Raw genomic sequence first — 12157 nt, forward strand, 5'->3', positions numbered from 1 at the left:
CCTCCCGCCGCCGCTGACGCCTCCCGGCGGGTTTCGGGTGGGGCCCGCCCAGCGGCCGCGCCATCGGGTTCGGCCTGCTCACCCCGTACAGCCGCGGCTCGGTGCGGCTGGAGTCGCCCGACCCCTCGGTGTCGCCGGTGATCGACCCGGCGCTGCCGGCGGGCGAGCGATACGTGGACCGGATGCCGACCGGGCCGCGCATCGCCCGTGCGGTCGGCGCCGCGGCTCCGCCGACTCGCCGGCGGCCCGTCCACGGGGCCGACGAGTCGCGGCGGTTCCTGCGGCGGCACGGTGTCGACCGGCTCCGCGTCGTCGACGCGTCCGTGAGGCCCTCCCCGCCCGTGGTGAAGGCCGACGCCGCCGTCCTCGCGACCGCCGAGCAGGCGGCCGGGCCGACCGGGACGGCGGCGTGAGCGCGCCGGGCGTCAGCGGATCGGCATGCCCGACAGGGTGCGGGCGATGACGAGGCGCTGGATCTCGCTCGTGCCCTCGAAGATCGTGTAGATGGCGGCGTCGCGGTGCATGCGCTCCACCGGGTACTCGCGGGTGAAACCGTTGCCGCCGAGGATCTGGATGGCCTGGGCGGTGACCTTCTTCGCCGTCTCGCTCGCGTACAGCTTGGACATCGAGCCCTCGGCCGAGGTGAAGGGCTTGCCCGAGATCGCCATCCAGGAGGCGCGCCAGACCAGCAGGCGGGCCGCGTCGATCTGGGTGCGCATGTCGGCCAACTGGAAGGCGACGCCCTGGTTGTCGATGATGGGGCGGCCGAACTGGGTGCGGGTCGTGGCGTAGTCGAGGGCTACCTCGTACGCGGCGCGGGCGGTGCCCACCGCCATCGCGCCGACGGCCGGGCGGGAGGCCTCGAACGTCGCCATGGCGGCGTTCTTCACCCGCTCGCCGCCCTTGGCCCGTTCGCGGGCCCTGGCGAGGCGCTCGTCGAGCTTCTCCTTGCCTCCGAGCAGGCAACTCCCCGGGATGCGGACGTCGTCCAGCACGACCTCGGCGGTGTGCGAGGCGCGGATGCCGTGCTTCTTGAACTTCTGCCCCTGGGAGAGTCCGGGGGTGCCCGGCGGCACGATGAAGGAGGCGTGGCCCTTGGAGCCGAGCTCCGGGTCGACGACGGCGACGACGACGTGGACATTGGCTATGCCGCCGTTGGTCGCCCAGGTCTTGGTGCCGGCCAGCACCCACTCGTCCTTGGCCTCGTCGTACACGGCGGTGGTGCGCATCGAGCCGACGTCGGAGCCCGCGTCGGGCTCGGAGGAGCAGAAGGCGGCGACCTTCACGTCGTTGACGTCGCCGTACATCTGGGGGATCCAGGTGCCGATCTGTTCCTCGGTGCCGTTGGCCAGGACGCCCACGGCGGCCAGGCCGGTGCCGACGATGGACAGGCCGATGCCCGCGTCGCCCCAGAAGAGCTCCTCCATGGCGATCGGGATGCCGAGGCCGGTCGGGTCGAAGTACTGCTGGGCGTAGAAGTCGAGCGAGTAGAGTCCGATCTTCGCGGCCTCCTGGATCACCGGCCAGGGGGTCTCCTCGCGCTCGTCCCACTCCGCCGCAGCCGGGCGCATGACGTCGGCCGCGAAGCCGTGGATCCAGTCGCGCACCGATTTCTGGTCGTCGTTGAGCTCGAGCGAGAAGTCGCCCATCGTCCCCTCCACGTGCTTGTTACTTGCGGTAACGCCAGTGTGTTACCGGCTGGTAAGGGATGTCAACCGGACGAGGGGTGTTACGTTGCGCAGGCGCGAGGAAATTCGAACGGGCGGGGAGGCTCGGGTGGACACCAGCCAGCGGCAGGAGCGGCGGACGCCGTCCGCGGCGGAGGAGCGGCGCAGGGAGCTGCTCGAGGCCGCGGACCGCGTCGTGCTGCGTGACGGCCCCGAGGCGTCCATGAACGCCATCGCCGCCGAGGCGGGCATCACCAAGCCCATTCTGTACCGTCACTTCGGCGACAAGAGCGGGCTTTACCGAGCCCTGGCCAAGCGGCACACCGACGCCCTGCTCGCCAACCTGCGCGCCGCCCTCGACGCCCCCAACGAGCGCCGCGACCGCGTGGAGGCCACCCTCGACGCCTATCTGTCGGCCATCGAGGCCCGGCCGCAGGTCTACCGCTTCCTGATGCACCCCGCCGAGAGCACCGCGGACTCCGACCGCGGTTTCGACATCGGCCGCCACTCCGCCCCCGTGCTGCGCCGCATGGGCGAGGAACTGGCCGACGTCATCGCCGAGCGCCTCGACCTCGGCCCGGAGGGCCAGGTGGCGGCCCGGGTCTGGGGCCACGGCATCGTCGGCATGATGCACGCGGCCGGGGACTGGTGGCTGGGCGAGCGCCCCGTCGCCCGTGACGTCCTCGTCCGCCACCTCGCGGACCTGCTCTGGGGCCGCCTCGCCGCCGTGGGCGACCGCCCGGGCGCGCCGCGCCTCTAGGTCGTGTCGTCACCGGGCGGCCCCCAGGGGGCCCGGCGGACGGCGCGCAGGGCGCGGCGGCGGCGCAGGCCGGTGAGCCGGTCGACGAACAGGCCGCCGCCGAGGTGGTCGCACTCGTGCTGGAGGCAGCGGGCGAAGAAGCCGGTGCCCTCCACGCGCAGCGGGGCGCCGTCGGTGCCGACGCCCTCGACGACGGTCTCGTCGTGCCGCGCGGTGCCCGCGTGGACGCCCGGCAGCGACAGGCAGCCCTCCTCGCCGGTCACCACGACCCCTTCGTTGTGCACGACGCGGGGGTTGACCACGTAGCCGAGGTGCCGGACGTCCTCGTCGTCCGGGCAGTCGAAGACGAACACCCGCAGCGGCACGCCGATCTGGTTCGCGGCCAGCCCCACCCCGTCGTGCGCGTACATCGTGGCGAACAAGTCCTCGACGAGACGGGCGAGTTCGGCGTCGAAGACGGTCACGTCGCGGCAGGGCTCCCGGAGCCCGGGGTCACCCAGCAGCCGCATCGGGCGGACGGTCCCGGAGCTGCCGGGGATGGGGGCGTGTGGCATGCGGGCCAGCGTACGGGGGCGGCTCGTTTCAGCGCCGGTGGGGGAAGTGGATAGGCTGATCGGCGACCGATGCCTTCCGGCCGGTGCAACGGCCCGGGGCACGCACTCCGGCCCGACGGCCGGGGAGGTGAGCGGGGCCGGACGCGAGGAGGATGTGGAGACGATGGCAGGCAATGCGGAGCCACTGTCGCCGCGGGCGAAGCTGGCCGTGACGGCGGGCAAGGCCGCGGCGGCAGTGTCGCGGGCGGCGGGGCGCGGCAGCGGATCGGTGATCGGCGGCCGGGTCGCCCTGAAACTCGACCCTGATCTGCTGGCCCGGCTGGCGACCCATCTCGACGTCGTGCTCGTTTCGGCCACCAACGGCAAGACCACCACGACGAGGCTGCTCGCCGAGGCGCTGCGCGCCAACGGCGAGGTCGTCTCCAACGCCCTGGGCGCCAACATGCCCGCCGGCATCACCTCGGCGCTCGCCGGCGGCTCCGAGGCCCGCTACGGCGTGATCGAGGTCGACGAGAAGTACCTGGCCGGCGTCGCCCGTGACGTCAAGCCCAAGGCCATCGCCCTGCTCAACCTCTCCCGGGACCAGCTGGACCGCGCCGCCGAGACCCGCATGCTCGCCGAGAAGTGGCGCGAGGGCCTGGCCGGCTCGGACGCCATCATCATCGCCAACGCCGACGACCCGCTGATCACCTGGGCCGCCTCCTCGTGCCCGACCGTCGTGTGGGTCGCGGCGGGCCAGGAGTGGAAGGACGACGCCTGGTCCTGCCCCTCCTGCGGCGGTGTCCTGCAGCGGCCGGCCGAGGACTGGTTCTGCGGCGAGTGCGGTTTCCGCCGCCCGACGCCGACCTGGGCGCTGTCCGGCGACCACGTGATCGACCCGTACGGGTCCGCGTGGCCGATCCAGCTCCAGCTGCCCGGCCGCGCCAACAAGTCCAACGCCGCCGTGTCGGCCGCCGCGGCGGCCGCGTTCGGGGTCGACCCCAAGGTCGCCCTGGAGCGGATGTACAAGGTGCAGGCCGTCGCCGGCCGCTACGACGTGGTGTCCTTCCAGGACCGCGACGTACGGCTGCTGCTGGCGAAGAACCCGGCCGGCTGGCTGGAGACCTTCTCGCTGATCGACGGCCCGCCCACCCCCGTGATCCTCTCGGTGAACGCCCGCGGGGCCGACGGCACGGACACCTCCTGGCTGTGGGACGTGGACTACACCCGCCTGGCCGGTCACCCGATCCGGGTCATCGGCGACCGCAAGCTGGACCTCGCGGTCCGGCTCGAGGTGGCGGGGCTGCAGTTCGAGGTGTGCCGGGACTTCGACGAGGCGGTGCGCACCTCGCCGGCCGGCCGGATCGAGGCCATCGCCAACTACACCGCCTTCCAGGACCTGCGCCGCCGCGTCGGCAACTGACCGAAGACCCGTTTCGACAGGAGAACACGCTGTGAGCGACTCCAGCCTGCGTCTGGTGTGGGTCTACCCCGACCTGCTGAGCACCTACGGCGACCAGGGCAACGTCCTGGTCACCGAGCGCCGGGCCCGCCAGCGGCGGGTGCCGGTCACCCGGATCGACGTACGGTCCGACCAGCCGATCCCGACCTCCGGTGACATCTACCTCATCGGCGGCGGCGAGGACCGCCCGCAGCGGCTGGCCGCCGAGCGGCTGCGCCGCGACGGCGGGCTGAACCGCGCGGTCGACAACGGCGCCATCGTCTTCTCGGTGTGCGCCGGCTACCAGATCATCGGCCACGAGTTCGTCAACGACCTCGGCCGTCCCGAACCGGGCCTGGGCCTGCTGGACGTCGTGAGCGTCCGCGGCGAGGGCGAGCGCTGCGTCGGCGACGTGCTGGCCGACATCGACCCCGTCCTCGGTCTGCCCCCGCTGACCGGCTTCGAGAACCACCAGGGCGTCACGCACGTCGGCAAGAACGCCCGCCCCCTGGCACGGACCCGCTTCGGCAACGGCAACGGCACCGGCGACGGCACCGAGGGCGCGTACAACGAGACCGTCTTCGGCACCTACATGCACGGCCCCGTCATGGCCCGGAACCCGCAGATCGCGGACATGCTGATCAAGCTGGCGATGGACGTCAGGGCGCTGCCGCCGGTCGACGACCAGTGGTACGAGGCGCTGCGCGCCGAGCGCATCGCGGCGGCGTCCCAGCCCGCCTGAGGTCCGCAACGTCGCGGGTCCGACCGGGGGAAACGGGGCCAGGGCCGGGTTGTGTCCGCAGTGCGGGCGGCGTTTCCGCCGCCCGCGCCCGGCTCGATAACGTAGTGAGCAGCGGTGCGCGTCGCCGCGGGTCCATCCGGACGACGGCGTCCGGCGCCCGGATCGATCTTTCAGGAGTAACGAGCAAATGCGTATTGGTGTGCTGACGAGCGGCGGCGACTGCCCCGGCCTCAACGCCGTCATCCGGTCGGTCGTGCACCGCGCGGTCGTCGACCACGGGGACGAGGTCATAGGTTTCCACGACGGGTGGAAGGGCCTCCTCGAGTGCGACTACCGCAAGCTCGACCTCGACGCGGTCGGCGGCATCCTGGCCCGTGGCGGCACCATCCTCGGCTCCTCCCGGGTCCGCCCCGAGCACCTGCGGGACGGCGTCGAGCGGGCCAAGGGCCACGTCGCCGACCTGGGTCTCGACGCGATCATCCCGATCGGCGGAGAGGGCACCCTCAAGGCCGCCCGGCTGCTGTCCGACAACGGCCTGCCGATCGTGGGCGTGCCCAAGACGATCGACAACGACATCGCCTCCACCGACGTCACCTTCGGCTTCGACACCGCCGTGACGGTGGCCACCGAGGCGCTGGACCGCCTGAAGACCACCGCCGAATCGCACCAGCGCGTGCTCATCGTCGAGGTCATGGGCCGCCACACCGGCTGGATCGCCCTGCACTCCGGCATGGCGGCCGGCGCGCACGCGATCGTCGTGCCGGAGCGCCCCTTCGACGTCGCGGAGCTGACCCAGCGGGTCGGCGAGCGCTTCTCCGCGGGCAAGAAGTTCGCGATCGTCGTGGTCTCCGAGGGCGCGAAGCCGCGCGAGGGCACGATGGAGTTCGAGTCGGGCGTCAAGGACGTCTACGGCCACGAGCGCTTCACCGGCATCGCCACCCGGCTCTCGATCGAGCTGGAGGAACGGCTGGGCAAGGAGGCCCGCCCGGTCATCCTCGGCCACGTGCAGCGCGGCGGAACCCCCACCGCCTACGACCGGGTGCTGGCCACCCGCTTCGGCTGGCACGCGGTCGAGGCCGCGCACAACGGCGACTTCGGCATGATGACGGCGCTGCGCGGCACCGACATCACGCTGGTGCCCCTCGCCACCGCCGTCGAGCACCTCAAGACCGTCCCCGCCGAGCGCTACGTCGAGGCCGAGTGCGTGCTGTGACGCGCTGACACACTCCTGGAACCGCCCCCGGTCGCGAGCGCGACCGGGGGCGGTTCTAGTCTGGTGCGGGCGCACCCGCCCCAACCGGCACATTGCCGACGGCGCGGTGCGTGCGGCAGGCACGACAGGAGAGTGACGGATGGACCACGGCGGACACGGGATGACGGCGGAGCTCCCGCCGTTCACCCTCGGCCGGGGGCTCGAGTTCAGCGGGGATCCGGTCTTCCTGGCCGGCTGTCTGCTCGCGCTCGCGCTCTACGGCTGGGGCGTCGTACGACTGCTGCGGCGCGGCGACCGCTGGCCGGCCGGACGGATCGTCGCCTTCGTCGCCGGCGTGCTGTCCATCGCCCTGGTGATGTGCACCGCGCTGAACGACTACGGCATGGTCATGTTCAGCGTCCACATGGTGCAGCACATGGTCGTCAGCATGGTCTCCCCCATCCTCCTGCTGCTGGGCGCCCCGGTGACCCTGACGCTGCGGGCGCTGCCGACGGCGGGACGGGGCCGCAAGGGCCCGCGGGAGCTGCTGGTGGCGCTGCTGCACAGCCGCTACCTGCGGGTGATCACGCATCCGGCGTTCACCATCCCGCTGTTCATCGCCAGCCTGTACGGGCTCTACTTCACGCCGCTGTTCGACACCCTGATGGGCAGCCGGACCGGGCACATCGCGATGATGGTCCACTTCCTCGCCGTGGGCCTGGTGTTCTTCTGGCCGATCATGGGCGTGGACCCGGGGCCGAACCGGCCGAGCCATGTGATGCGCATCCTCGAACTGTTCGCCGGGATGCCGTTCCACGCCTTCTTCGGCATCGCCTTGATGATGGCGAGCGAGCCGATGATCGGCGCCTTCAAGCACCCGTCCGCCTCGCTGGGGATCGACGCGCTGGACGACCAGACCGCGGCCGGCGGCATCGCGTGGGCGTTCAGCGAGATCCCGTCGGTGATCGTCCTCGTGGCGCTGCTGATCCAGTGGTACACCTCCGACCAGCGCCAGGCGCGTCGCAAGGACCGCGCCGCGGACCGCGACGGCGACGCGGAACTGGCAGCCTACAACGCGTACTTGGCATCCTTGGAGGCACGGGGTCGCGGCTGACGGGGCCGCCCGCCGCGAAGGGAGGCCCGCGATGGGCGACCAGGTACGGATATCGGGCGACGCGCTGCAATTGCCGGGCGGTGTCACGGTGCGCTTCATGCGCACCCTGCGGCTGCCGGAGACGGGGACGCATCCGCTCCCACCCGGGATCGGCACCTTCCCGCTGCGCCGGGTCTCGGACCACCCCGACACCGCCCCCCGGGAATGGCTCGCACGGGGCGGGGTCATGCTGCCCGTCTACCAGCGCGAGGCCATGTGGCTCAGCTTCTCGGCCTCCGCGCCGGCCGCGCTCCAGGTGGGCGTCGGCAAGGTGTGCGCGGTGTCGGGGCGGCCGTGGAGCGACCGGCTGTCGCAGGACCCGCAGAACTACGTGGTGCTGCCGCGCCAGCCGTGGCTGGACGGCATCAACTCGGGCTCCGGGACGATCAGGCAGTTCGTGGCCGTGCCCCTGGGTCTGGGCGCGACCGTCGAGGGCCAGGTCACCGGCGAGGAGGTCTGGGGCGGGGTGCAGTTGCAGGTGACCGAACTCGGCGAGGAGCAGTTGGCGGCGTGGGTGGCGGAGCAGCGGCGCCGGGAGAGCACGCGTCGCGCGGCCTTCGGCGGCTACGGCGGCGCCCCGGGGGCGATGCCGATGGCCGCCCCGGCGGCCGCCCCTCCGCCGGCCCCGGGGAGCGTCCCGCGTCCGGGGGGCGCCGCGCGCCGGGCGGGGGGCGCGGGACGGTCCCCGGTCTCCATGGGGCTGGGCGCCGGCGGCCGCATGCGGCAGGAGGTCTACCGTGACGGCCGCAAGCCCTCCGACTGGCGCGGCAAGCCCTCGGGCCGGGTCTACGTCCACCTGACGACGGTGCCGGAATGGCGCCGCATCACCGGCGAACCGGCTCCCCCCTCCCCGGTCGACCGCGCCGCGTACACCGCCGCCGGACTGCCCTGGTTCGACTACTACGACGCCGACGCCGACGACCTGGCGGCGCCCGGCACGCTCACCCAGGTGAAGCCGGTCGGCGACTGGCTCGGCGAGGACGAGTCGCCGTGGGTGGCGCCGCACCCGGGTCAGGTGCAGCAGTTGGGGGACGAGGGTCAGGTCACCGACGGCGACTGGTAGCGCACGGCGGGCGGCGGCGGGACCATGGAGTCCGGGCCGCCGCCGCGCGGCCCCCGGGGAGGAGGCCAGGGATGCCCACACCTGCCAAGGCGATGATCACGTGCACGGTGGCGTGTCTGGTCGCCGTGACCGCGTACACGGTGGCGCTCGGCCCCAACGGATGGGTGTGGTTCGCCTGGGTCGTCCTCACCCTGGCCACGATCGGGGTGTTCGCGATCCGCACGCCCCGCTGAGGCTTCCCGGCCGCCGGCCCGTCCTCAGCGCCGTGCCGCGGCGGTCCGCGCGTCGCGGGCGGCGATCGTCCCGATGCGGCGCAGGTCGCCGGTGAGGTCACCGCTGCGGTCGAGGTGCGCCGGGACCAGCCGGCCCACGAGCCACCGGAACCAGGCGGGCGTGTTCCGCATCCGGTAGGTCTGCACCACCCGTGTCCCCGTGCCCGCCGGCTCCACCGCGATGGTCCAGTCGGTGCTGTCGGGGAAGAGCGGGGTGGCGACGGTGCGCCACGTGATCCGGTGCGGGGCCTCGAACGCCACGATCTCGCAGACCCGGCTCCACCTCAGCCGGCCCGATCGGTTGCGGCCGCGGAAGCGGGCGCCGGGTGCCGCCGTGCTCGCCCCGCGCAGCCAGGTGACCCGGTGGCACTCGTGGCTCCACTCGCTGGTCCGGGTCACGTCCGCGACGACGCGCCACACGGCCTCGGCCGGCGCGTCGACGACCACCTCGGTGCGGCACGTCCGGGCGACGCCCCGCTCCCTGTCGTTACCCCTCACTGTTCCTCCCCCTCCAGGTCGTGTGCTCGGGTCTCACGCGTCGAGCAGCCGGTCGATGACACCGGCCACCCACTGTTCGTACTGCTGCGGTGTCCAGCCGGAGATCCCGGTCAGCAGGTGGTAGACCTCGACGCCGAGGACGGCCCACACCCCGTCGAGCTCCTCCCGGGTCACCGCACGCCCCGTGACGCCGGTCAGGCCCTGCTCGACGCTGACGCGCCGGCGCCGCTGGTTGTCCCGCAGCTTCCCCGCCAGGTCGCCGTTGGAGGCGGCCGCCTCGCGCAGCGCGAGGTGCACACCGGCGGTGCGCCGGTGGATGGCGGTGACCAGCCGCGCAGCGGCGGCGATGCGCTCCTGCCGGGTCCCCGACGCGAGTCCGGCGAACTCCGGGCGTTCGGCGAGCGCTTCGGGCTCCGCGTCGCCGACGACGGCGACGTCGAGCGCGGCCATCAGCAGCTCGCCCTTGGACCGGAAGCCCGCGTACACCGTCTCGACCGACACCCCGGCCTCGCGGGCGACGTCACGCATCCCGGTCGCCGCCCACCCCCGCTCGCCGAACAGCCGGACGGCCGCGGCCAGCACGACGGCCCGGGTCTCCCCCGCCTGCTGCTCGCGTCGCGGTGACCGGTACGCGCGCCGCGCCCAGGGCTCCTCCTGCTCCGCCATCAGCGGACCGCCCCGCCCCGCTCGGGGTCCTGCGGCCGCCACCATTGCGCCAGGCGCCGCCGGTAGGCGCGGGCGAAGCCGTGCAGCAGGATGAAGCGCGGAACGGGGGGCACCAGAGCGACCACGATCCGGTGCCCCTCGGGGTCGATGCCGTCGAGCAGCCAGTGCCCCTCCATGCCGAGCTGCCTGAACGACTTGGACTTCACGTTGTACCGCTGGTCCCAGTCACGCCACTCGTCCTGCGTGAGGGTGGCCGACACGACGGGCATGGCCTGCTCGACCTCGCGTTCCAGGTGCGGTACGAGGACGGCCGTCAACGCGTCGAGCGCCGCCAGCAGTCTGACGCGCGCCTGGTCGGAGGCCGTCTCCGCGTACCGCCGGGCGGCGTCCGTCACGGTCACGGCCGCCGGGGTGATCCGGCGGTGGTCGGCGTCCAGCGAGTCCAGCAGCGGCCCGGTGGCCGGGTCGCGCTCGCGCACCAGCGGCCACAGTCCCTCGTCCTCGCCGATGTGGTGCGCGTGGAGGAACTCCATCAGCCACACGACGTGCCGGCCGACCGCGCTCCCCTGCCCCGGCTGCGGATGCGGCTCGGTGGACAACACCGTCCGCGTGCGCTCCAGGTCACGGCGGAGCGCGCCGTGCACGATCCCCATCATCCGTGTGTCCGCGGGTGCGGAACCCGTCCCCATGCCGACCTCCCCGTCGCCGTCCTGCTCGGAGACTAGGGCCCCGGATGTTTTCATTACAACGTCGTTCCGGTGAATTCTGGTCCCGTGGGCACCACCACCCCCCACGCCCTGGCGTGGGTGCAGGCCGTCAGGCCCTCGTCCTTCGTCCGTCCCCTGTCACGGAGGCGACCACCTTGGCGATGACGGCCGTCACGACGAGGCTCCCGGTCAGGACCATCCCGACGCCGACCACGAAGAGGCCGCTTGAGTCGTCCGACCAGTCGACGAAGGCGGCGGCGGTCAGGCCGAGCGTGGTGCCGAGCACGGCGGCCATGACGAAGCCGCGGGACGCGGCCCAGCACACGACCGCCACGAGCGTCACAACCAGCCCTGTGACCTGCCAGGCTTCGTAGGGACCGGTCACGGTGCCGTCGGGCTGCACATCACGGTGGCTGTCCCAGCCCAGCCAGGCAGCCCAGTCGGCCGACGCGACGACGGCCGGCAGGAGGATCGGCAACAACCGGGAAGCGGGATTCGCTGTTGATGGGCGCATGAACCGAGCGTCCCGCCCCGCCCGGGCACCGGCCAGAGCGCACGTACTCAGCTCCGGCCGAGTACGTGCCCCCCTACGCGGCAGCCGCAGAGGCCCGGCGTCAGGCCGGGGCGTGGCGGGCGAGGCCGGAGACGAGCAGGTCGAGGCCGAACTCGAAGCGTTCGTCGCCCTCGTCGCGCATGAGGGCGTCGACCATGCCCGTGATGTGCGGGAAGCGCGCGGGGGGCAGCGAGCCGAAGTACTCGCGGATGCGGGCGATGTGCTCGTCGAGGGGGACGCCCGTCCCGCCGAAGCCCTGGCTGTTGCGCAGGCTCTCCTCGACCGCGGTGGCGGTGACGAAGAGCGCGAGGGCGTCCACGCCGTAGGCGCAGACCCGGTCGGACAGGCCGCCGGCCTTGAAGATCGCGAGCATGGCCTCGGCGTTGAGGAGGGCGTTGGGGCCGAAGGGGATGCCCTGGCCGATGGCGGCTCGCGAAAGGTCGCGGTGGGCGACGAGGACGCGGCGGCCCTGCCGGGCCATCTCCTTGATCTGCTCCTGCCACCGCTGCGGGTCGGGCTCGGGGCGGGTCACGTCGGCCTGGATGCGGTCGAGGAGCAGCTCCAGCAACTCCTCCTTGTTGGCGACGTGCGCGTAGAGCGAGGCGGCGCCGGTGTCCAGTTCCTGGGCGACCCGGCGCATGCTCAGCGCGTCGAGGCCTTCGGCGTCGACGACGTGCAGGGCCGCGCTGACGATCGCCTCGCGGCTGAGGCTGCGGCGGGGGGCCTTCTTGCGCTCGGCGCGCCAGGGCGGGACGGGGACCGATGTCACGTGCTGCGCACCTCCGGGAGCGGAACACGAACAGCGTACTTGACACGAACACTGTTCGTCTTCTAGAACACTGTTCGTTCAAGACGAACGCCGTTCGTCCTATCCCGCGGAGGTGCGCAGCACGTGACATCGGTCCCCGTC

The 12157-nt window shown here is 72.9% G+C and carries 15 protein-coding genes; 8 read left to right on the forward strand and 7 right to left on the reverse strand.

Annotated features, from left to right (window positions below; genetic code table 11):
• Positions 1 to 74 precede the first annotated feature (74 nt).
• Positions 75 to 413 (forward strand): GMC oxidoreductase, encoded by a 339-nt coding sequence (locus tag PV341_RS38790; RefSeq protein ID WP_500360267.1) that lies wholly within the window; start codon positions 75 to 77, stop codon positions 411 to 413.
• A gap of 12 nt (positions 414 to 425) precedes the next feature.
• On the opposite strand, the gene PV341_RS38795 is transcribed toward PV341_RS38790, so the two are convergent.
• Positions 426 to 1649, reverse strand: coding sequence for an acyl-CoA dehydrogenase family protein (locus PV341_RS38795; protein WP_500326894.1), 1224 nt, complete (start codon positions 1647 to 1649; stop codon positions 426 to 428).
• A 127-nt stretch (positions 1650 to 1776) separates the two neighbouring features.
• On the opposite strand from PV341_RS38795, the gene PV341_RS38800 reads away from it, so the two are divergent.
• Positions 1777 to 2427 carry a TetR/AcrR family transcriptional regulator gene (locus tag PV341_RS38800; protein ID WP_500326892.1) on the forward strand — a complete coding sequence of 217 codons (651 nt, stop codon included), beginning with the start codon at positions 1777 to 1779 and terminating at the stop codon, positions 2425 to 2427.
• Here the strand turns inward: PV341_RS38800 and def are convergent.
• Positions 2424 to 2981: a peptide deformylase gene (gene def / locus PV341_RS38805; RefSeq protein ID WP_500326890.1), complete on the reverse strand. Its 558-nt coding sequence runs from the start codon at positions 2979 to 2981 to the stop codon at positions 2424 to 2426. The genes PV341_RS38800 and def overlap by 4 nt on opposite strands.
• Positions 2982 to 3144: 163 nt before the next feature.
• Between def and PV341_RS38810 the strand changes: the two genes are divergently transcribed.
• From PV341_RS38810 to PV341_RS38835, 6 genes are all read left to right on the forward strand, one after another.
• Positions 3145 to 4383, forward strand: coding sequence for a MurT ligase domain-containing protein (locus PV341_RS38810; RefSeq protein ID WP_500326888.1), 1239 nt, complete (start codon positions 3145 to 3147; stop codon positions 4381 to 4383).
• A gap of 31 nt (positions 4384 to 4414) precedes the next feature.
• Positions 4415 to 5143 carry a type 1 glutamine amidotransferase gene (locus PV341_RS38815; protein WP_500326886.1) on the forward strand — a complete coding sequence of 243 codons (729 nt, stop codon included), beginning with the start codon at positions 4415 to 4417 and terminating at the stop codon, positions 5141 to 5143.
• Between the two features lie 187 nt (positions 5144 to 5330).
• The gene (locus PV341_RS38820; protein WP_499510332.1) at positions 5331 to 6356 is read left to right on the forward strand and encodes a 6-phosphofructokinase; all 1026 of its coding nucleotides are present in this window, start codon (positions 5331 to 5333) and stop codon (positions 6354 to 6356) included.
• 139 nt (positions 6357 to 6495) lie between these two features.
• Entirely contained in the window at positions 6496 to 7449 is a 954-nt protein-coding gene (locus tag PV341_RS38825) for a cytochrome c oxidase assembly protein (RefSeq protein ID WP_500326885.1), read from the forward strand.
• Positions 7450 to 7480: 31 nt separating this feature from the next.
• Positions 7481 to 8551, forward strand: a complete 1071-nt coding sequence (locus PV341_RS38830) for a hypothetical protein (RefSeq protein WP_500360265.1) — start codon at positions 7481 to 7483, stop codon at positions 8549 to 8551.
• 71 nt (positions 8552 to 8622) lie between these two features.
• Complete coding sequence (locus PV341_RS38835) at positions 8623 to 8784, forward strand: hypothetical protein (protein ID WP_499510335.1); 162 nt, start codon at positions 8623 to 8625, stop codon at positions 8782 to 8784.
• 24 nt (positions 8785 to 8808) lie between these two features.
• Here the strand turns inward: PV341_RS38835 and PV341_RS38840 are convergent, their stop codons facing one another.
• The 5 genes from PV341_RS38840 to PV341_RS38860 form a co-directional block, all read right to left on the reverse strand.
• The gene (locus PV341_RS38840; protein WP_500326882.1) at positions 8809 to 9321 is read right to left on the reverse strand and encodes an SRPBCC family protein; all 513 of its coding nucleotides are present in this window, start codon (positions 9319 to 9321) and stop codon (positions 8809 to 8811) included.
• A 33-nt stretch (positions 9322 to 9354) separates the two neighbouring features.
• The gene (locus tag PV341_RS38845; protein WP_500360266.1) at positions 9355 to 9987 is read right to left on the reverse strand and encodes a TetR/AcrR family transcriptional regulator; all 633 of its coding nucleotides are present in this window, start codon (positions 9985 to 9987) and stop codon (positions 9355 to 9357) included.
• The gene (locus PV341_RS38850; RefSeq protein WP_500326880.1) at positions 9987 to 10676 is read right to left on the reverse strand and encodes a hemerythrin domain-containing protein; all 690 of its coding nucleotides are present in this window, start codon (positions 10674 to 10676) and stop codon (positions 9987 to 9989) included. The genes PV341_RS38845 and PV341_RS38850 overlap by 1 nt, the downstream gene beginning before the upstream one ends.
• Positions 10677 to 10803: 127 nt before the next feature.
• The gene (locus PV341_RS38855; protein ID WP_500326879.1) at positions 10804 to 11208 is read right to left on the reverse strand and encodes a hypothetical protein; all 405 of its coding nucleotides are present in this window, start codon (positions 11206 to 11208) and stop codon (positions 10804 to 10806) included.
• A 100-nt stretch (positions 11209 to 11308) separates the two neighbouring features.
• The gene (locus tag PV341_RS38860; RefSeq protein WP_500326877.1) at positions 11309 to 12016 is read right to left on the reverse strand and encodes a TetR/AcrR family transcriptional regulator; all 708 of its coding nucleotides are present in this window, start codon (positions 12014 to 12016) and stop codon (positions 11309 to 11311) included.
• Positions 12017 to 12157 lie beyond the last annotated feature (141 nt).

Source organism: Streptomyces sp. PA03-1a (genome assembly GCF_033792805.1).
Lineage (GTDB): Bacteria > Actinomycetota > Actinomycetes > Streptomycetales > Streptomycetaceae > Actinacidiphila.

Bases quoted from the DNA above. Each gene is read 5' to 3' on its own strand.
- PV341_RS38820 (WP_499510332.1), top strand. From the start codon at position 5,331: ATGCGTATTGGTGTGCTGACGAGCGGCGGCGACTGCCCCGGCCTCAAC.
- PV341_RS38850 (WP_500326880.1), bottom strand. From the start codon at position 10,676: ATGGGGACGGGTTCCGCACCCGCGGACACACGGATGATGGGGATCGTG.
- def (WP_500326890.1), bottom strand. From the start codon at position 2,981: ATGCCACACGCCCCCATCCCCGGCAGCTCCGGGACCGTCCGCCCGATG.
- PV341_RS38835 (WP_499510335.1), top strand. From the start codon at position 8,623: ATGCCCACACCTGCCAAGGCGATGATCACGTGCACGGTGGCGTGTCTG.
- PV341_RS38830 (WP_500360265.1), top strand. From the start codon at position 7,481: ATGGGCGACCAGGTACGGATATCGGGCGACGCGCTGCAATTGCCGGGC.
- PV341_RS38825 (WP_500326885.1), top strand. From the start codon at position 6,496: ATGGACCACGGCGGACACGGGATGACGGCGGAGCTCCCGCCGTTCACC.
- PV341_RS38795 (WP_500326894.1), bottom strand. From the start codon at position 1,649: ATGGGCGACTTCTCGCTCGAGCTCAACGACGACCAGAAATCGGTGCGC.
- PV341_RS38810 (WP_500326888.1), top strand. From the start codon at position 3,145: ATGGCAGGCAATGCGGAGCCACTGTCGCCGCGGGCGAAGCTGGCCGTG.
- PV341_RS38855 (WP_500326879.1), bottom strand. From the start codon at position 11,208: ATGCGCCCATCAACAGCGAATCCCGCTTCCCGGTTGTTGCCGATCCTC.
- PV341_RS38845 (WP_500360266.1), bottom strand. From the start codon at position 9,987: ATGGCGGAGCAGGAGGAGCCCTGGGCGCGGCGCGCGTACCGGTCACCG.